Raw genomic sequence first — 17,534 nt, forward strand, 5'->3', positions numbered from 1 at the left:
CAGCGCCAACTGTTACCATGGTCTGAAGCCTACCACCGACAAGACCGAGCCCGAGATGAAGCAACCGTGGAGCCCTGACAGCTGGCGCGCCCTGCCGATCCAGCAGCAACCGACCTACCCCGACGCCGCGCATCTGCTAAAGGTTGAACAGACCCTGGCCAGCTACCCGCCGCTGGTGTTCGCGGGCGAGGCGCGCGAGCTGCGCCGACAGTTCGCCGAGGTCACCGAAGGCCGCGCCTTCCTGCTGCAGGGTGGCGATTGCGCCGAGAGCTTCGCCGAGTTCTCGGCGGCGAAAATCCGCGACACCTTCAAGGTGCTGCTGCAGATGGCCATCGTCATGACCTTTGCCGCCGGCTGCCCAGTGGTCAAGGTGGGGCGCATGGCCGGGCAGTTCGCCAAGCCGCGTTCTGCGGGCGATGAAACCATCGGCGACGTCACCTTGCCCGCCTATCGCGGCGACATCGTCAACGGCATCGGTTTCGACGCGAAAAGCCGCATCCCCGACCCAGAGCGCCTGCTGCAGGCCTACCACCAGGCCACTGCCAGCCTCAACCTGCTGCGCGCCTTCGCCCAGGGCGGTTTTGCCGACCTGCACCAGGTGCACAAGTGGAACCTGGACTTCATCGCCAACTCAGCGCTGGCCGACAAGTACCACCAGTTGGCCAACCGCATCGACGAAACCCTGGCGTTCATGCGCGCCTGCGGCCTGGACAGCGCGCCGCAACTACGCGAAACCAGCTTCTTCACCGCCCACGAAGCGCTGCTGCTGAACTACGAAGAAGCCTTCGTCCGCCAGGACAGCCTGACCGGCGACTACTACGACTGCTCGGCGCACATGCTGTGGATTGGCGACCGTACCCGCCAGCTGGACGGCGCCCATGTGGAGTTCCTGCGCGGGGTGCACAACCCGATCGGGGTCAAGGTTGGCCCGAGCATGAACCCCGAAGAGCTGCTCCGCCTGATCGACACGCTGAACCCGACCAACGACCCCGGGCGCCTGAACCTGATCGTGCGCATGGGCGCGGGCAAGGTCGGCGAGCACCTGCGGGGGCTGATCCGCACGGTCGAGCGCGAGGGGCGCAAGGTGCTGTGGAGCTCCGATCCGATGCACGGCAACACCATCAAGGCCAGCAGCGGCTACAAGACCCGCGACTTCGCGCAGATCCTGGATGAGGTGAAGCAGTTCTTCCAGGTGCACCAGGCTGAGGGTAGCCATGCGGGTGGCATTCATATCGAAATGACCGGGCAGAATGTGACCGAATGCATCGGCGGTGCGCGGCCGATTACCGAGGATGCGCTGTCTGACCGTTATCACACTCATTGCGACCCGCGTATGAATGCTGATCAGTCGCTGGAGCTGGCGTTCCTGATTGCCGAAACCCTCAAGCAGGTGCGGCGCTGAGCAACGCCCGGCGCAACTGGCTGCCCTCCGCGCGCGGGCAGTTCAGTTGCACCCGTTCCAGCCCCAGCCAACTGGCCAGGCGCAGCAGGTTGCCGGCCAGGGCCTGGTAACCCTCCTCGTCCAGCCCGGCCGCTTCGGCATGCACGGCGTGCACTGCCAGTTGCCCTTGGGCACGTTCGGCACGCAGGTCTACCCGCGCGGCTATGCGTTCGAGGTACAGGAACGGCAGCACGTAGTAGCCGTACACCCGCTTGTGCGCCGGCGTGTAGATTTCCAGGCGGTAACGGAAGTCGAACAAGCGTTCGGTACGGTTGCGCTCCCAGACCAGTGAATCGAACGGCGACAGCAGCGCGCTGGCTTCGATACGCCTGGGGATGCGTGGCACGCCTTCGCAGTAGGCCAGTTGCTTCCAGCCCTGTACCTCGATTGCTTGAAGCCGGCCGTCGGCCAGCAGTTCGGCCAGCGCTGCCCTGGCCTGCCCAGGTTCCAGGCGGAAGTAGTCACGCAGGTCGCGCTCGGTGGCTACGCCCAGGGCGGTGGCGGCGTGCAGCATCAAGCCCTGGTGTGCCTCGGCTTCGCTGGGCTGCGCCTGGTCGAGGATCGCCTTGGGCAGCACCTTTTCCGGCACATCGTAAAGCCGCTCAAAACCGCGCCGGCCCGCCACGGTGACTTCACCGGCGGCAAACAGCCATTCCAGCGCGTGCTTTTCCTCGCTCCAGTCCCACCAAGGGCCGGCGCGTTCCTCGCGGGTTGACAGGCTGCCCGCGCCCAGTGCGCCCTGCTCGCGGACGGCGGCCAGTACCCGGGCGATCACGTCCTGGCGCTCGCGACCGAACTGCGCAAGCTGGCGGTAGATACCCCGGCCCTCGGCGGCATGGACCATGCGCCAGCGCAGCAGCGGGTACAGGCTCAGCGGCAGCAACGAGGCTTCGTGGCCCCAGTATTCGAACAGCTGGCGCTGGCGGCCGCGGCCCCAGGCGAGCTGGTCGAGGGTGGCGGGCGAGTAGTCGCCCAGGCGCGAGAACAGCGGCAGGTAGTGGGAGCGGACCAGGGCGTTGACCGAGTCGATCTGCAGCACGCCCAGGCGTTGCAGCATGCGCTTGAGCGCCGGAAGGGTTGGCGGTGCTTCTGGCTGCTTGGCGAAGCCTTGGGCAGACAATGCCAGGCGACGGGCCTGGTTGATAGACAGCTTGAGAGGCAAGCCTGATCTCCTTGTGGTGTCTGTTCCGGCCTTTTCGCGGGTGAACCCGCTCCCACCTGGCCTGCATTGCACAGAACTTGTGGGAGCGGGCGTGCCCGCGAAGAGGCCGGTAAGTCCACCGACAAACTTAGCCTATTTACGCAGCGGATCATCCCAAAAGTGCCGCTCGGCCTCTTGCTGGATATCCGCCCTGCTCAACCCCAGATCATGCAAGGTCGCATCGCTGAGGCTGGCCAGCTCCTGGCGCTGGCGGTACAACTGCAGCCAGCGCGCCGGCCGCTGCAAGGCCGCATGCCACAGGTGGTTCAGGGAAAAGGCAGGTTGCGGGATGCTGCTGACATGACCTTTCATCGTGAAGCCCTCCGTGTTGGATGGCCTCAGTCTCGCGCCAGGCATAAGATCAATCCAACGAATGTTTCTGATGCCATGCATCTCGGAGATTGATGCAATGTCCCAGTACCAGAGCCTCGACGCGGACGTACTGCGTACCTTCGTCGCCATTGCCGAGCAAGGCGGCTTCACCCGCGCCGGCGAGGTGGTCAACCGCACCCAGTCGGCGGTGAGCATGCAGATGAAACGCCTGGAAGAAGACATCCTGCAGCGCCAACTGTTCGAACGCGACGGCCGCCAGGTGCGGCTGACCGCCGAAGGCCAGGTGCTGCTGGGCTATGCCCGACGCATCCTCAAGCTGCATGGCGAAGTGTTCAACACCCTGCGCATGCCGCACATGGTCGGGGTGGTGCGCATCGGCACGCCCGACGACTACGCCATGCGCTTTTTGCCGACCATTCTGTCGAGCTTTGCCCAGGCCTACCCGCTGGTGCAGGTGGAGGTGCATTGCGACTCGTCCAAGCAACTGATGCTGCGCCAGGACCTGGACCTGACCATCATCACCCGTGAGCCGGGCAACGAGATTGGCCAGCTACTGCGCCAGGAACGCCTGGTGTGGGCCGCCGCCGAAGGTTTCTGCCCGCAGGAGCAACGACCCATGCCGGTGGCCCTGTTCAACACCGACTGCTTTTGCCGGGCCTGGACCTGCAATGCCCTGGAAGCACAGGGCATCGACTACCGCATCGCCTACACCAGCCCGAGCCTGGCGGCGATCTTTGCCATCGTCACGGCGGGGTTGGCAGTGACGGCGCAGTTGCAGAGCCTGATCAGCGGGAACATCCGCATATTGGGCGAGAGCGAAGGGCTACCCCAATTGCCCGTGGCCAATGTGATGCTGGTGCGCAGCACCCAGAACCCCTCGCCGATTACCGATTGCATGGCTGACTACATTATCGAAGGGTTCAAGTAACTTGGGGCCGCTTTGCGGCCCATCGCGACACAAGGCCGCTCCCACAGGTTTATCGCCTGCCTTGAGGCCTGTGCTGGAACCTGTGGGAGCGGCCTTGTGTCGCGATGGGCTGCGCAGCAGCCCCAAAAGCTCAAAGCTCAAACCCGAGCATCACCGCGCACACCACCAAAAACCCACAGAACATCACCCGCAACACCTTCTCTGGCAACGCATGGGCCAACTTCACCCCCCAGCTGATGCTGAGCAAGCCCCCCACCGCCAACGGAAGCCCTACCCCCCAGTCAACACTGTGATGCACACCATAAGTAACCAGGGTCACCAAGGTACTCGGCGCGGCCAGCGCCAGCGACAGCCCTTGCGCCACCACCTGGGTAGTGCCGAACACACTGGTCAGGATCGGCGTGGCTACCACCGCGCCGCCCACCCCGAACAAACCGCCCATGGTACCGGCAAAGCTGCCCAGCACACCCAGCCACGGCCAGGCATAGCGCAATTCGGCACTGGCTGGCGAAACCTTGAGGAATATCCGCGCCACGTTCCACACCGCCAAGGCCACCAGAAAGCCGACAAACCCCAGACGCATGGAGTGCGCATCGAGCCCCACCGCCCAGATCGACCCCAGCCAGGCAAACACGAAGCTGCACAGCGACAGCGGCAAGGCATGACGCAGCTCGATGCGGTTGCGCTGGTGATAGCGCCACAGCGCCAGCAGCACGTTCGGCACCACCATCACCAGCGCCGTGCCCTGTGCCAGTTGCTGGTCCAGGCCAAACAGCACGCCCAGCGCCGGGATCGCGATCAGCCCACCGCCAATGCCGAACAGGCCACCCATGGTCCCCAGGGCCGCGCCCAGCGCGATATACAACAACCACTCGATCATCAGGGCCTCATCCGCCTGTACACATAATGCGAGCATGCTAACGATTGTGCACTGGCGGGGAAACGCACAGCAGCGCACAATGGCTATGCGCTTTTCGCAAAAGCAAGGCAGCCATGAGCCCTGATACCCTGACCGACCAGTTGAGCCTGTTCCTCGATGTGCTGGAGAGCGGCAGCTTTTCTGCCGCTGCCCGTCGCCATCCACTGACCCCGTCCGCCGTGGCCCGGCGCATCGACAACCTGGAAAGCGCGGTCGGCAGCCGCCTGTTCACCCGCAGTACCCACGCCGTGCGCGCCACGCCAGCGGGTAACGCCTTCGCTGACCGGGCCAGGCGCATCATCGAGGAACTGCGCCTGGCCCGGGCCGAAGCGGTGTCGCTGAGCAATGCCCCCGAAGGCCTGATCCGCATCGATGCCCCCGCCGCGTTCGGCCGCCGCCACCTGGCCCCGGCCATCGCCGATTTCCTCGTGGCCTACCCAGGCCTGGACGTGCAACTGCGCCTGATCGACAGCTTCGTCGACCTGCATGGCAGCCACTTGGGCGAGGTCGACCTGGTGCTGCGCGCCGGCCCCCTGGCCGATACCCGCCTGGTAGCCACGCCCCTGGCCTACATGGTGCGTATCGCCTGCGCAAGCCCCGCCTACCTGGCCAACCGCGGCATGCCCACCTGCCCCAGCGAACTGCCCGCACACGATGGCCTCGACTGGGACGGCCTGGCACCGCCGTTCGCCTGGCGCTTCAACGTGGCCGGGCAAACCCGCCTGTACCGCCCCTCACGCATGCGCATGGCCGCCAACAATGCCGAAACCTTACTGTTCGGCGCCCTCGCTGGCTTGGGCATCGCCCACCTGCCAACCTGGCTGATCAGCGAATACCTGCTGCGCGGCGAGCTGATACCGTTGTTTTGCGACGGCGGCTTGCCCGCAGCCGAGACCAGCGGTATCTACGCGCTACGCCTGGCACATGAAACGAACTCTCGCAGCCGTTTGCTGCTCGAATTCCTCAAGAGCCGCTTCAGCCCGATTCCACCCTGGGACTTGGCCTTGCGCAGTGAACTGCGCGAGTAAGGCGTGCACTAATGATCAGCGTGCCAGACTTTCCCATTGATTACCTTCAAGGACCTGCATGAACGCCAACACCCAAGCCTCCTGTGACGAGCTGCTGCTGGACAACCAGGTCTGTTTCGCCCTGCATTCCACCTCGTTACTGATGACCAAGGTCTACAAACCGCTGCTGCAGGCCTTGGGCCTGACCTACCCGCAGTACCTGGCCATGCTCGTGCTGTGGGAGCGCGACGGCCTGACCGTGGGCGAAATCAGCCAGCACCTGCTCACCGACCCCGGCTCGCTGACCCCGCTGCTCAAGCGCCTGGAAAGCGAAGGCCTGCTGCAACGCAACCGCAGCCGCGAGGACGAACGGGTGGTGCTGGTGCAATTGACAGACAAGGGCCGCGCCCTGCAGCAACAAGCCCGGGAGGTGCCGCAGTGCATTCTCAAGGCCAGCGGGCGCAGCCTGGAACAGCTGCAGGAGTTGCAGGCCGACCTGCTGGCGCTGCGTGAAAACCTGCAAAAAAACCTCTGAGGGCTATGCTGTGCAATGGCCGTTCGGATGAACGGTGACGATTTATCTTGAGCGCAAACTAATTGCGCGCTAATTTAAATCCCACACCAACCCGCGCCCCCTCCGACAGGAAGCGCACAGCACATTAGCGAGGCTCAAGATGCAAAAGGTCACTCCTCTGTACATCGCAGAAGCTACCTCCACCGGTGGGCGCGACGGCAAATCCCGCTCCAGCGACGGCAAACTGGACGTCAAGCTGAGCACCCCCAAGGAACTGGGCGGCGCTGGCGGTGACGGCACCAACCCTGAGCAGATGTTCGCCGCCGGTTACTCGGCGTGCTTCATCGGCGCCTTGAAATTCGTAGCTGGGCAAGAGAAGAAAGCCCTGCCGGCGGACGCCTCGATCACCGCGAAGGTGGGCATCGGCCAGATCCCGGGCGGTTTCGGCCTGGACATCGACCTGCACATCAACCTGCCGGGCCTGGCCCAGGCCGATGCCGAAGGCCTGGTGGAAAAGGCCCACAAAGTGTGCCCGTACTCCAACGCCACCCGCGGTAATGTGGATGTGCGCCTGCACGTAACCGTCTAAAGCTTACGCAATACCCTGTGGGAGCTGGCTTGCCGGCGATGAGGCCAGTCCAGGCAATACAAGACAGTTGCTCCCACAGGTATAGCGCAGCTGGTATCTCAGACGCAAAAAACCCGGCCAAGGCCGGGTTTTTGCGTTTCACAAGAAGGATTACTTCTTGGAACGGCCCTTGAAGGAGCCATCGCGAGTATCGATATCGATGAATTCGTCGATTTCGATGAAGTCGGCAACCTGTACTTCAGTACCGTTGGCCAGCTTGGCAGGCTTCATGACCTTGCCCGAGGTGTCGCCGCGAGCAGCGTTCTCGGTGTAGGTGACCTGACGGCTGATGGTGGTCGGCAGTTCGACCGATACCACTTTCTCTTCGTACATGGTCAGGGCGCAAACGTCCTGCATGCCTTCTTCGATGTACGGCAGAACGGCGTCGATGTCTTCGGCGTTCAGTTCGTACATGGTGTAGTCGGTGGTGTCCATGAAGGTGTACGCGTCGCCGCTGATGAAGGACAGGGTCACTTCCTTGCGGTCGAGGATCACGTCATCCAGCTTGTCGTCGGCGAAGTAGACGGTTTCAGTCTTGTAGCCGGTCAGCAGGTTCTTCAGCTTGGTCTTCATGATCGCGCTGTTGCGACCCGACTTGGTGAATTCGGCTTTCTGTACCAGCCACGGGTCGTTGTCGATCCGCAGTACGGTGCCGGGTTTCAGCTCTTTACCAGTTTTCATTACGCAGTATCCGAATCTGGATGGATTTATAAAAATCGAGGCCGCATATCATAGCCAATTTCGGTAAAACTGTACCAGCGTCATGGCAAGGTCCGGCTGAGCGGCCTGTTTCGCGCACCACTGGCGGGCATGCGCCTGCAGCTCGTCCCAGTGCACCAATACGCCGCGCCAGGCGGCGTGCATGTCACGGTGCATGTTCCAGGCACGCCACAGCTCGACCAGCGCTTCGGCGGCAGGGTTCGACAAGCCCTGGCGATAAAGCATCAGGAACGCTTCGAGTTTTTCCCAGTGGGCGTTCTCTTCCTGCACATAGATGTGCCACAACAACGGCCGCCCTGCCCACTGTGCGCGGACGAACGAGTCCTCGCCACGCACGGCATTGAAATCACAGCACCACAGCAAGCGGTCATAATCATCCTGGCTGACGAAAGGCAGCACCTGCACGGTCAGCGCACCGCGCTGGCGTATCTCTCCCGCCGCCAGCGCGGGCTCGCCCAACCAGGCGCACAGGTCGGGCATGATGCGCCCTTCCGGCACCAGCAGATGGCTGCGGCGGGCATCTTCGGCCAAGGCATCCAGCCAGCCGCCCAACTGCGGGTTCTCGTAGGCGAACAGCGAGATCAGCCGGGTGTCGGCCTGGGCCTGCACGCCAAGCCCGGCAAGGAAGCCAGCGCGCTGTACCGGGTCGGCCTCGAAGGCCGCGCGGCGGGCCAGCAACGGCGCCTCGCGCAGCAGCCCGCCGGTCTTGCCGGTAAAGCCGGGGAAGAAGAACACGGTGCGCAGCCCGTTGCCCTGCGGCGATGGCAAGCCGTGGCAACCTTCCACCCAGTCCTCGGCGCTGAGGTACTCCAGGTTCAGCCACAGCGCCGGCGTCGGTCGCGTGCACAGCGCTTCGATATAGCCAGCCGGCAGGCGGCAGCCGAAGGCGCCGATGACCACGTCGGCGGTGGCCACCGGTTGCCAGTCGGCCGGCCAGTGGCGCACCTCGACCCCCTGCTGCCACTGCTGTGCGAGCGCGGCATCGGCGCCCGGGCACAGGCGCACGAAGGCGCGCAGGTCGTCCACCCACAGGCGCACCGCCAAGTCGTGCTCGGCCACCAGTTGCCGGGCCAGGCGCCAGGTCACGCCAATATCGCCATAGTTGTCGACAACAGTGCAGAAGATGTCCCAGGTGGCTTTCATGTGCCCTGCCCTCGCCCAGCGGAAAACCGCGAATTCTGCGGATAAATTGTCGCCGACAAAAGCACCTGCGCGGAAAAATGCCCAGGCGCATGCGACAATGCCCCCGACCCACCCTGCCAGGAAGCTGCCATGCCGCGCCACCGTGAACTGAAGATCACCCTCAAGCCGTTGCCGTTGATCGTGTGCGTCGCCGTTGGCCTGTGGCTGGGCGCCATGGCCATTGCCGCGAGCCTGTGGCTGGCCCTGCAGCTGTGGCCACAGCAGGTGCAACCGCTGGCCCAGGCCATGGCCCCCAGCCTGTACCACCCTGCGGCGCCAGCCCCGGCAGAGGATGCCCAGGCCGAGATGTTCCAGCGCTACAAGCACACCCTGCACAAGCAGGAACTGCAACAGGCCGCCGAAGCCGCCCAGGGCAACCCGCGCAACCTCAACAGCCCCAAGTGCCAGTTCTGGCTGCAGCAGAACCGCACCGCGCCCACCGACAAAAGCCAGGCCAATGTGCTGGAGTTCTGTTACTGACCATGGACAAGACCTGCCTGCTGGCGCAGATCGTCGCCACCCTCGAACATGACCAGGACGTGCTGACCCGCGCGGCGCAAAGCGCCTACGAAGCCGCTACCGCCGAAGAGAATATCGCCGAGAACAAGTACGACACCCTGGGCCTGGAAGCCTCGTACCTGGCTACCGGCCAGGCCCGCCGCAGCGCCGAGATTCGCAAGGCGCTGCTGACCTACCAGCAACTGCTGCTGCGCGACTACGACCCGGCGCGCGGGGTGCAGGTGAGCAACCTGGTGACACTGGAGGATGAGGATGGCGGGCAGCGCCGGCTGTTCCTCGGGCCCGAGGCGGCAGGGTTGAAGATTGGCGCGGGGGATGGGCTGGTGACGGTGATTACCCCGCGCTCGCCGCTGGGGCAGCAGATGGTAGGTAAAAAGGTTGATGATGAGGTGAGCCTGGGGTCGCAGGTACTGTTCATTGTCGATGTTGCCTGAACCGGCCTTTTCGCGGGCTTGCCCGCTCCCACCTCGACCACATAGGCCTCAAGCCCTGTGCAGTAACCTGTGGGAGCAACTGTCTTGTATTGCCTGTGCTGGCCTCATCGCCGGCAAGCCAGCTCCCACAGGTACTGCACAGGGCTTGAGGCCTATGCGGTCGAGGTGGGAGCGGGCTTGCCGGCGATAGGGCCGGTACAGGTAATACCCATCTAAAGGGCTTGCAAGGCATCGAACCGCCCAGCCAACCCCTGCTTGGCAAACTGCTCCCACAGGTACTGCACAGGGCTTGAGGCCTATGCGATCGAGGTGGGAGCTGGCTTGCCGGCGATAGGGCCGGAACAGGCAATACACAGCTAAAGCACCTGCAAGGCATCGAACCGCCCCGCCAACCCCTGCTCGGCAAACTGCTCCACGACAAAATCGACGAACGCCCGGGTCTTGCCCGGCAACAGTTTGTGCTCGGCGAAATACAGGCTGATATGCCCATCGTCCACATACCAGTCCGGCAACACCCGGCGCAGCCGCCCTGCCTGCAGATAAGGCACGGCAAACGGCAAACTCACCAAGGCAATCCCCAGGCCCTGCTCGGCCACCGCGCACGCCGCGTCCGAATCGCTCATGGTCATCGCCTGGCGCAATTGCAGTGGTTGCTGCACCTGCCAGCGGCTGGTCAACGGCCACGAGCGCACCCGCCCGGTCTGCGGTGAGCGGATCAGAATGCCGGCGTGGCGTTGCAGCACCTGCGGGTCTTCGATCGGCGCGTACCGGTCGAGATACGCCGGCGCCGCCACCAGCACCCGATGCGCCGGCGTCAGCTTGCGCGCCACCACCCCCGGCGGCAGTTCGAAGCCACCGCCAATCGCCGCATCGAAGCCCTGGCCGATCAGGTCGACCTGGCGATTATCGAAATGCCAGTCCGGGGTAATGGCCGGGTAACGGCGCAGGAACTCACTCAGCAAGGGCAACACATACAAACGCCCGAACACCGTGCCCATGCTCACCCGCAGCAACCCGGCCGGCTGGCCCTCGGCGCTGGCCAGGTTGGCCACGGCATACTGGATGGTGCGAAAGCTGTCGCTGACCTCCCCCAGAAAACGCTGCCCCGCCTCGGTCAGGGTCAGCTTGCGGGTACTACGCTGGAACAACCGCACACCCAGGCGCGCTTCTAGCTGGGCCACGTGCTTGCCCACCGCGGCCGGGGTAAGGCTCAGGCGCCTGGCAGCCTCGGCAAAGCTGCCGACCTCGGCGCTGCGGATGAAGCATTCCAGGGCATTGAACGATTCCATGGCCATGATTGCCAACCAAAGGTTTACTCTGCTGATAGTGATTGCCATCTTATCAGCAGGTAATCGAGCGCGGATACTGCGCCCATCCAAGGCATTCAAGCCTGGCTTCCAGCAGGAGATCAGCATGTCCAAACAACACACACTCGAAGGCAAAGTCGCGCTGGTACAGGGCGGTTCCCGTGGCATTGGTGCGGCCATCGTGCGGCGCCTGGCCCGCGAAGGCGCGCAAGTAGCCTTTACCTATGTCAGCTCCAGTGGCCCGGCAGAAGCGCTGGCCCAGGAAATCACCGACAACGGCGGCCAGGCCCTGGCCCTGCGGGCCGACAGCGCCGATGCCGCGGCCGTGCAGTTGGCCGTGGATGACACCGTGAAGGCCTTCGGCCGGCTGGACATCCTGGTGAACAACGCCGGTGTGCTGGCGGTGGCACCGCTGACCGAATTCGACCTCGCCGACTTCGACCGCACCCTGGCGGTGAACGTGCGCAGCGTGTTCGTCGCCAGCCAGGCCGCTGCGCGCTACATGGGCCAGGGTGGGCGCATCATCAACATTGGCAGCACCAATGCCGAGCGCATGCCGTTTGCCGGTGGCGCCCCCTATGCCATGAGCAAGTCGGCACTGGTCGGCCTGACCCGCGGCATGGCCCGTGACCTCGGCCCGCAGGGCATTACCGTGAACAACGTGCAACCGGGGCCGGTGGACACCGACATGAATCCGGCCAGCGGCGAGTTCGCTGAAAGCCTGATCCCGCTGATGGCGATCGGGCGGTATGGCGAGGCGGATGAGATTGCCAGCTTCGTGGCTTACCTGGCAGGGCCAGAGGCGGGGTACATCACCGGGGCCAGTCTGACGATCGATGGTGGGTTCGCTGCCTGACTTGGTGGGTTGCCTGTCCCGGCCCTATCGCCGGCAAGCCGGCTCCCACAGGGTTACCACAATGCTCAAGCCTGTGGTGATCCTGTGGGAGCCGGCTTGCCGGCGATAGGGCCGGGGCAGGTTTGATCAAATATTGGTGTCATACCTGACATTTCCCGATAATCCCCGTCTTTACCCCTGCCCGCCACGAGAACCGCATGCACACCTCTCTCAGCCGCGCCCTGATCCTGCTGATGGCCACTGCCACCGGCCTGGCCGTGGCCAGCAACTACTATGCCCAACCGCTGCTGCACAGCATTGCCCAACAGTTCGGCCTGAGTACCGCCAGCGCCGGCAGCATCGTCATTGCCGCGCAACTCAGCTATGGCGCCGGCCTGTTGCTGTTGGCGCCACTGGGCGACCTGTTCGAGCAGCGCCGGCTGATTACCGTGATGACCGCCATTTCCGCCCTGGGCCTGGTGATCAGCGCCTGCGCGCCGAGCCTGCCGTGGCTGATCCTGGGTACTGCGCTGACCGGGCTTTTTTCGGTGGTGGCGCAGATCCTGGTGCCCATGGCCGCGACCCTGAGCGAGCCGCACCAGCGCGGGCGTGCGGTCGGCACGCTGATGAGTGGCCTGCTGCTGGGCATCCTGCTGGCCCGTACCGCTGCCGGCTTCATGGCCGAACTGGGCGGCTGGCGCAGCATCTATGTGCTGGCCGCGGTGCTGATGGCCATCACCGCCGTCGCGCTGTACCGCAGCCTGCCGCAGCACCATAGCCATGCAGGGTTGAAATACCCGGCGCTGATCGGCTCGGTGTTCCGCCTGTTCCTCGAAGAACCGGTGCTGCGCCTGCGCTCGCTGCTCGGCCTGCTGGCGTTCAGCCTGTTCGCGCTGTTCTGGACACCACTGGCCTTCCTGCTGGCGAAAGGCCCGTACCACTATTCGGATGCGGTGATCGGCCTGTTCGGCCTGGCCGGTGCGGCGGGTGCGCTGTCGGCCAACTGGGCCGGGCGCCTGGCCGACCGTGGCAAGGGTGCGCTGGGCACCACCGTGGGCCTGGTGGTATTGCTACTGTCGTGGCTGCCGCTGGGGTTCGCCGAGCAGTCGCTACTGGCCTTGCTGCTGGGCGTGCTGATGCTCGACCTGGCAGTGCAACTGGTACATGTAAGCAACCAGAACGCGGTGATCGCCCTGCGGCCAGAAGCGCGTACGCGGCTGAATGCCGGGTATATCACCTGCTATTTCATCGGCGGGGCGCTGGGGTCGCTGCTGGGGACGCAGTTGTTCCAGCACCAGGGCTGGATGGGCATTGTGGTGGCGGGGTTGGTGATTGGTGCCTTGGCGTTACTGGCCTGGGGCTTGGCCGAGCGCAAGCGCAAAAACACATTGCAGGCCGCCTGAAAAATCTTTGTTGGATGCTTCGCGGGCTCGCCCGCTCCCACAGGGATATCACAGGGCCTCAAGGCAGTGACAATCCTGTGGGAGCGGGCAAGCCCGCGAAGAGGCATCAGCCAGCGCGACAATGCACCGCACTACCCTCCGTCGCATGGCCGTTGACTTGCCAAGCCCGGCAGCGCTCAGTAGGCGCTGGTCAATGCCCAATCCCTGACAGGACGACTTTATGACAAGACTCACGGTGCAATCCGGCGATTTCTTGCAAGGTGAAGGCGAGTATCGCAACGGATCGCTCACACTCAAGACCCCCCGTAGCCCCTCCCCGGGCGAGCGGATTTCCTTGGCGCGCATCAGCGACCTCCGGCTGGCCAGCCTGGAGTCCAACCGCAGCCTGAGCAGTGCCCTGGGCTGGGGTGTGGCCGGAGCCTTGGTGGCAGGGCCGGTGGGGCTGCTGGCCGGGTTGTGGCTGGGTGGCAAGGAGGAAGAAGCCACCTTCCTCGCCACCTTCAAGGACGGGCGCAAGCTGATGGCCATTACCGATGGCAAGACCTGGTCGAAAATCGATGACAGCTGGCGGCAGCACAGGCGGCCGGCCAGCAAAGGCTGACTGAATATCGCCGGGCCTGGATCGTTTTATGTTGAAGGCGGCTGTAAGATGCCGCCTTTTTCATGGCCTGTACTGGCCCTATCGCCGGCAAGCCAGCTCCCACAGGGTCATCACAGGCTTGGGCATTGTGGTAATCCTGTGGCTTGCCGGCGATAGGGCCATTGCAGGTGTCGCGCCTCCAGGAGCCCCCGCATGCCCCCGCATCCCCCTCGCCTGCCCCTGAGCCTGCTCAGCCTGGGCCTGGCCCTGCATTGCCCCCATGTGCTTGCCGAAGACAGCGTGGTGCTGGCACCGCTGCAGGTGTCCGACAGCTACGCCAACGACGGCTACCAGGCACGCCAGGCAGCGGTGGGCGGCTTCCACGCCGCGCCATTGCTCGACACCCCGGCCTCGATCAGCGTGTTCAGCCAGCAACTGCTGGAAGACCGACAGGTGCGCAAGCTCAGCGAAGTGCTGCAAAGCGACGCCTCGGTAGGCGAAAGCTATGCCCCCATCGGCTACTACGAAAACTTCAACGTGCGCGGCTTCGAGCTGAACGCGGCCAGTAGTTACCGCATCAATGGCCAGACCATCGCCGGCGAGCAGAACGTGGCCCTGGAAAACAAGCAGCAGGTGGAATTGCTCAAGGGCCTATCCGGCTTGCAGAGCGGCGTGTCGGAGCCGGGCGGCCTGGTCAACTACGTGACCAAGCGTGCCGAAGACGTGCGCAGCGTCACCGTATCGACCAACGAGCAAGGCGAACGCTACCTGGCCACCGACCTGGGCGGCTGGTTCGGCAGCGAGCGGCAGTTCGGCCTGCGCGCCAACCTGGCCCATAAAGACATCCGCTCCTACGTCGACCATGCCGACGGCAAGCGCGACTTCGCCTCGCTGGCCTTCGACTGGCAAATCAGCCCGGACGCCACCCTGCAGCTGGATGCTGAATACCAGCACCGCGAACAGCGCTCGGTCCCCGGCTACCAGCTGCTTGGCGGCACGGAGGTGCCCCATGGCATCGACCCGGATGACCGCCTGGCCTACCAGCACTGGGCCAAGCCAGTGCAGAACGACTCGCTGAACCTGGGCGGGCGCTTCGAGTACCGCTTCAACCAGGCCTGGACCGGCACCTTGAGTGCCTCGCGCAGCAAGGTGGTGATCGATGACTACAGTTCGTTTGCCTGGGGTTCGAGCGAAGGCGCGTTTTTCGGCAGCAATGGCGACTATGACATCTACGACTTCCGCAGCCCCGACGATACCCGCCGCACCGATGAGGCACAGGCCATGCTCAGCGGGCGTTTCGATGCGCTGGGCGTGGGGCATGAGCTGAGCGTGGGCAGCAGTGCGCAGCGACGCACCCTCGATCAGCGCCCTTACTACAACGAATGGCTCGGCACCGGCAACATCCACACCGGCGCCCCTGCCTTCGCCCCGTCCGACAAACCCATTGGCGCCAGCGAGCGCCGCCTGGACAGCCGCCAGTATGGCCTGTTCATCAGCGACCGCATCAGCTTCAACGAGCAATGGCAGACTGTACTGGGTGCCCGTGAAGTGCGCCTGGATGAAAAGACCTGGGACGAGAACGGCGTGGCCGGGCGGCATACCCGTCAGTACGAGTTGCTGCCCAATGCCGCGCTTATCTACAAACCGCAGGCAGATACCACGGTATATGCCAGCTACTCCAAGGGGTTGTCCGCGGGCGGTACTGCGCCCTGGTTCGCCAGCAACGCTGCGCAAATCCTCGCGCCCACCACCTCCCACCAGCTGGAACTGGGCCTCAAGCACGACTGGCAAGGCCTGAGCTTCAGCGCCGCACTGTTCCAGATTCGCCAGGCATACCAGTACGCGCGCCCGGATGGTGCCGGCAACTTCACCTACGTGCAGCAAGGCCAGCAGAAGAACACCGGCCTGGAACTGGGCGCCAGCGGCTGGGTGACCCAGAACCTGCAGGTGCAGGCCAGCGCCGCGGCCATTCGGGCTCGAGTGCAAAACAGCGGCACCGAGGCCTATGAAGGCCACCAGGCGATCAACGTGCCCAAGTTGCGGGCGGCGCTGCAGGCCGAATACACCTTGCCGCTAGCAGGGCTGGCACTGCTGGGCGGGGCGCGCTACAGCGCCAGCAAGTATGCGAGCCAGGCGGGCAATGTGGAGGTGGGTGGATATACCGTGTTCGATGTAGGCAGCCGCTACCGCACGCACATCGGCGGGTATGACACGGTGCTGCGGCTGACGGTGGATAACCTGTTCGACAAGCGCTACTGGCGCGATGTGGGGGATTACCTTGGGGACAACTACCTGTTCCAGGGGGCGCCACGCACCGCTCGGCTGTCGGCTTCGGTCAGCTTTTGAGATTTTGGGGCCGCTTTGCGGCCCATCGCCGCGGTTCGTCGCCACGACAAGCCAGCTCCCACAGGGACCGCGCAGTACTTGAGACCGGCGCGGTCCCTGTGGGAGCTGGCTTGCCGGCGATGGGCTGCGCAGCAGCCCCCAAAAGCAAAAAGCCCCCGGGCTTTTCAGCGCGGGGGCTCTTCGTAGAATGTGGCGGTGAAGAAGGGATTTGAACCCTTGATACGATTTCTCGTATACACACTTTCCAGGCGTGCTCCTTCGACCACTCGGACACTTCACCGTTTTCTCTTCAAGCCTTTCAGCCTGTCGAGGCGCGCTAATTTAGTGGAAGGTCTTTCCTTTGGCAAGCATTTTTTTCAAATTTTTCATGCATTTGCATTTAGGCCGCGGTGAACGCTGACCGACCAGTCAGCCTTGCTGCTTTACCTGGCCCACGGCGCTGGGTAACGTCGTCGCCACGCCAACAAAAGGACTCTGCCATGAGCGAGCTGATTACCTACCATGCCGAAGACGGCATCGCCACCCTGACCCTGAACAACGGCAAGGTCAACGCCATCTCGCCGGACGTCATCAGCGCCTTCAACGCCGCGCTCGACCGCGCCACCGAGGAGCGTGCGGTGGTGATCATCACCGGGCAGCCGGGCATTCTGTCTGGCGGTTACGACCTCAAGGTGATGACCAGCGGCCCCAAGGAAGCGATCGGCCTGGTCACCGCCGGCTCCACCCTCGCCCGCCGCCTGCTGTCGCACCCGTTCCCGGTAGTGGTCGCCTGCCCGGGCAATGCCGTGGCCAAGGGCGCCTTCCTGTTGCTGTCGGCCGACTACCGCATCGGCGTCGAAGGGCCGTACAAGGTGTGCCTGAACGAAGTGCAGATCGGCATGACCATGCACCATGCCGGCATCGAGCTGGCCCGCGACCGCCTGCGCCGCGCGGCCTTCCAGCGCTCGGTGATAAATGCCGAGGTGTTCGACCCGCACGGCGCGGTGGATGCCGGTTTCCTCGACAAGGTGGTGCCGGCCGAGCAGTTGCAGGACGCGGCACTGGCTGTGGCGCGGGAGCTGAAGAAGCTGAATATGCTGGCGCACAAGAACACCAAGCTGAAGGTGCGCAAAGGGCTGCTGGAGGCGCTGGACAAGGCGATCGAGCTGGACCAGCACCATATGGGTTGACCTTACCGACGTCTTCGCGGGTAAACCCGCTCCTACAGGATTACCTGTGCCTTCAGGTTTGCGTTATC

At 64.2% G+C, this 17,534-nt stretch carries 18 protein-coding genes and 1 tRNA gene; 12 read left to right on the forward strand and 7 right to left on the reverse strand.

The genetic code is table 11. From position 1 onward, the window contains the following. Nucleotides 1-55: 55 nt before the first annotated feature. Entirely contained in the window at nucleotides 56-1,402 is a 1,347-nt protein-coding gene (locus tag TZ03_RS15710; protein WP_051098919.1) for a class II 3-deoxy-7-phosphoheptulonate synthase, read from the forward strand. Here the strand turns inward: TZ03_RS15710 and TZ03_RS15715 are convergent. Then, nucleotides 1,383-2,603: a winged helix-turn-helix domain-containing protein gene (locus TZ03_RS15715; protein WP_051098920.1), complete on the reverse strand. Its 1,221-nt coding sequence runs from the start codon at nucleotides 2,601-2,603 to the stop codon at nucleotides 1,383-1,385. The genes TZ03_RS15710 and TZ03_RS15715 overlap by 20 nt on opposite strands. 132 nt (nucleotides 2,604-2,735) lie before the next feature. Continuing rightward, nucleotides 2,736-2,954, reverse strand: coding sequence for a DUF1127 domain-containing protein (locus TZ03_RS15720; RefSeq protein ID WP_051098921.1), 219 nt, complete (start codon nucleotides 2,952-2,954; stop codon nucleotides 2,736-2,738). A gap of 97 nt (nucleotides 2,955-3,051) precedes the next feature. On the opposite strand from TZ03_RS15720, the gene TZ03_RS15725 reads away from it, so the two are divergent. After that, the gene (locus tag TZ03_RS15725) at nucleotides 3,052-3,903 is read left to right on the forward strand and encodes a LysR substrate-binding domain-containing protein (protein WP_082056639.1); all 852 of its coding nucleotides are present in this window, start codon (nucleotides 3,052-3,054) and stop codon (nucleotides 3,901-3,903) included. A gap of 130 nt (nucleotides 3,904-4,033) precedes the next feature. Here the strand turns inward: TZ03_RS15725 and TZ03_RS15730 are convergent, their stop codons facing one another. After that, nucleotides 4,034-4,783, reverse strand: coding sequence for a sulfite exporter TauE/SafE family protein (locus TZ03_RS15730; RefSeq protein WP_051098923.1), 750 nt, complete (start codon nucleotides 4,781-4,783; stop codon nucleotides 4,034-4,036). A 113-nt stretch (nucleotides 4,784-4,896) separates the two neighbouring features. On the opposite strand from TZ03_RS15730, the gene TZ03_RS15735 reads away from it, so the two are divergent. The 3 genes from TZ03_RS15735 to TZ03_RS15745 all read left to right on the forward strand — a co-directional run bounded on the left by TZ03_RS15735 (nucleotide 4,897) and on the right by TZ03_RS15745 (nucleotide 6,932). Next, a complete protein-coding gene (locus TZ03_RS15735) occupies nucleotides 4,897-5,850 on the forward strand; it encodes a LysR family transcriptional regulator (RefSeq protein WP_051098924.1) in 954 nt (317 codons plus the stop codon). A gap of 58 nt (nucleotides 5,851-5,908) precedes the next feature. Further along, the gene (locus tag TZ03_RS15740) at nucleotides 5,909-6,364 is read left to right on the forward strand and encodes a MarR family winged helix-turn-helix transcriptional regulator (protein ID WP_051098925.1); all 456 of its coding nucleotides are present in this window, start codon (nucleotides 5,909-5,911) and stop codon (nucleotides 6,362-6,364) included. 139 nt (nucleotides 6,365-6,503) lie between these two features. Beyond that, nucleotides 6,504-6,932 carry an organic hydroperoxide resistance protein gene (locus tag TZ03_RS15745; RefSeq protein WP_051098926.1) on the forward strand — a complete coding sequence of 143 codons (429 nt, stop codon included), beginning with the start codon at nucleotides 6,504-6,506 and terminating at the stop codon, nucleotides 6,930-6,932. A 150-nt stretch (nucleotides 6,933-7,082) separates the two neighbouring features. On the opposite strand, the gene efp is transcribed toward TZ03_RS15745, so the two are convergent. Then, a complete protein-coding gene (gene efp / locus TZ03_RS15750; protein WP_051098927.1) occupies nucleotides 7,083-7,652 on the reverse strand; it encodes an elongation factor P in 570 nt (189 codons plus the stop codon). A gap of 48 nt (nucleotides 7,653-7,700) precedes the next feature. After that, nucleotides 7,701-8,834, reverse strand: coding sequence for an elongation factor P maturation arginine rhamnosyltransferase EarP (gene earP / locus TZ03_RS15755; protein ID WP_051098928.1), 1,134 nt, complete (start codon nucleotides 8,832-8,834; stop codon nucleotides 7,701-7,703). Between the two features lie 129 nt (nucleotides 8,835-8,963). Here earP and TZ03_RS15760 point away from each other — a divergent pair, with 129 nt between their 5' ends. Beyond that, nucleotides 8,964-9,353: a hypothetical protein gene (locus TZ03_RS15760; RefSeq protein WP_051098929.1), complete on the forward strand. Its 390-nt coding sequence runs from the start codon at nucleotides 8,964-8,966 to the stop codon at nucleotides 9,351-9,353. 2 nt (nucleotides 9,354-9,355) lie between these two features. After that, nucleotides 9,356-9,826, forward strand: coding sequence for a GreA/GreB family elongation factor (locus TZ03_RS15765; RefSeq protein WP_051098930.1), 471 nt, complete (start codon nucleotides 9,356-9,358; stop codon nucleotides 9,824-9,826). Between the two features lie 356 nt (nucleotides 9,827-10,182). On the opposite strand, the gene TZ03_RS15770 is transcribed toward TZ03_RS15765, so the two are convergent. Then, the gene (locus TZ03_RS15770) at nucleotides 10,183-11,121 is read right to left on the reverse strand and encodes a LysR family transcriptional regulator (protein WP_051098931.1); all 939 of its coding nucleotides are present in this window, start codon (nucleotides 11,119-11,121) and stop codon (nucleotides 10,183-10,185) included. Between the two features lie 118 nt (nucleotides 11,122-11,239). Here TZ03_RS15770 and TZ03_RS15775 point away from each other — a divergent pair, with 118 nt between their 5' ends. From TZ03_RS15775 to TZ03_RS15790, 4 genes are all read left to right on the forward strand, one after another. Then, the gene (locus TZ03_RS15775) at nucleotides 11,240-11,989 is read left to right on the forward strand and encodes a 3-oxoacyl-ACP reductase family protein (protein WP_051098932.1); all 750 of its coding nucleotides are present in this window, start codon (nucleotides 11,240-11,242) and stop codon (nucleotides 11,987-11,989) included. Nucleotides 11,990-12,186: 197 nt separating this feature from the next. Continuing rightward, nucleotides 12,187-13,371: an MFS transporter gene (locus TZ03_RS15780; protein WP_051098933.1), complete on the forward strand. Its 1,185-nt coding sequence runs from the start codon at nucleotides 12,187-12,189 to the stop codon at nucleotides 13,369-13,371. Nucleotides 13,372-13,591: 220 nt separating this feature from the next. Further along, nucleotides 13,592-13,972 carry a hypothetical protein gene (locus TZ03_RS15785; RefSeq protein WP_051098934.1) on the forward strand — a complete coding sequence of 127 codons (381 nt, stop codon included), beginning with the start codon at nucleotides 13,592-13,594 and terminating at the stop codon, nucleotides 13,970-13,972. A gap of 192 nt (nucleotides 13,973-14,164) precedes the next feature. Continuing rightward, a complete protein-coding gene (locus TZ03_RS15790) occupies nucleotides 14,165-16,297 on the forward strand; it encodes a TonB-dependent siderophore receptor (RefSeq protein ID WP_051098935.1) in 2,133 nt (710 codons plus the stop codon). Nucleotides 16,298-16,487: 190 nt separating this feature from the next. On the opposite strand, the gene TZ03_RS15795 is transcribed toward TZ03_RS15790, so the two are convergent. Next, nucleotides 16,488-16,577: transfer RNA gene (locus TZ03_RS15795), tRNA-Ser, on the reverse strand. A 199-nt stretch (nucleotides 16,578-16,776) separates the two neighbouring features. On the opposite strand from TZ03_RS15795, the gene TZ03_RS15800 reads away from it, so the two are divergent. Next, nucleotides 16,777-17,466, forward strand: a complete 690-nt coding sequence (locus TZ03_RS15800; RefSeq protein ID WP_051098936.1) for a crotonase/enoyl-CoA hydratase family protein — start codon at nucleotides 16,777-16,779, stop codon at nucleotides 17,464-17,466. Nucleotides 17,467-17,534 lie beyond the last annotated feature (68 nt).

This window comes from Pseudomonas sp. 10-1B (assembly GCF_000935045.1).
GTDB lineage: Bacteria > Pseudomonadota > Gammaproteobacteria > Pseudomonadales > Pseudomonadaceae > Aquipseudomonas.

Bases quoted from the DNA above. Each gene is read 5' to 3' on its own strand.
- TZ03_RS15720 (WP_051098921.1), bottom strand. From the start codon at position 2,954: ATGAAAGGTCATGTCAGCAGCATCCCGCAACCTGCCTTTTCCCTGAAC.
- TZ03_RS15785 (WP_051098934.1), top strand. From the start codon at position 13,592: ATGACAAGACTCACGGTGCAATCCGGCGATTTCTTGCAAGGTGAAGGC.
- TZ03_RS15730 (WP_051098923.1), bottom strand. From the start codon at position 4,783: ATGATCGAGTGGTTGTTGTATATCGCGCTGGGCGCGGCCCTGGGGACC.
- TZ03_RS15745 (WP_051098926.1), top strand. From the start codon at position 6,504: ATGCAAAAGGTCACTCCTCTGTACATCGCAGAAGCTACCTCCACCGGT.
- TZ03_RS15740 (WP_051098925.1), top strand. From the start codon at position 5,909: ATGAACGCCAACACCCAAGCCTCCTGTGACGAGCTGCTGCTGGACAAC.
- TZ03_RS15710 (WP_051098919.1), top strand. From the start codon at position 56: ATGAAGCAACCGTGGAGCCCTGACAGCTGGCGCGCCCTGCCGATCCAG.
- TZ03_RS15780 (WP_051098933.1), top strand. From the start codon at position 12,187: ATGCACACCTCTCTCAGCCGCGCCCTGATCCTGCTGATGGCCACTGCC.
- TZ03_RS15725 (WP_082056639.1), top strand. From the start codon at position 3,052: ATGTCCCAGTACCAGAGCCTCGACGCGGACGTACTGCGTACCTTCGTC.
- TZ03_RS15765 (WP_051098930.1), top strand. From the start codon at position 9,356: ATGGACAAGACCTGCCTGCTGGCGCAGATCGTCGCCACCCTCGAACAT.
- TZ03_RS15775 (WP_051098932.1), top strand. From the start codon at position 11,240: ATGTCCAAACAACACACACTCGAAGGCAAAGTCGCGCTGGTACAGGGC.
- TZ03_RS15770 (WP_051098931.1), bottom strand. From the start codon at position 11,121: ATGGCCATGGAATCGTTCAATGCCCTGGAATGCTTCATCCGCAGCGCC.
- TZ03_RS15735 (WP_051098924.1), top strand. From the start codon at position 4,897: ATGAGCCCTGATACCCTGACCGACCAGTTGAGCCTGTTCCTCGATGTG.
- TZ03_RS15800 (WP_051098936.1), top strand. From the start codon at position 16,777: ATGAGCGAGCTGATTACCTACCATGCCGAAGACGGCATCGCCACCCTG.
- efp (WP_051098927.1), bottom strand. From the start codon at position 7,652: ATGAAAACTGGTAAAGAGCTGAAACCCGGCACCGTACTGCGGATCGAC.
- TZ03_RS15760 (WP_051098929.1), top strand. From the start codon at position 8,964: ATGCCGCGCCACCGTGAACTGAAGATCACCCTCAAGCCGTTGCCGTTG.
- earP (WP_051098928.1), bottom strand. From the start codon at position 8,834: ATGAAAGCCACCTGGGACATCTTCTGCACTGTTGTCGACAACTATGGC.
- TZ03_RS15790 (WP_051098935.1), top strand. From the start codon at position 14,165: ATGCCCCCGCATCCCCCTCGCCTGCCCCTGAGCCTGCTCAGCCTGGGC.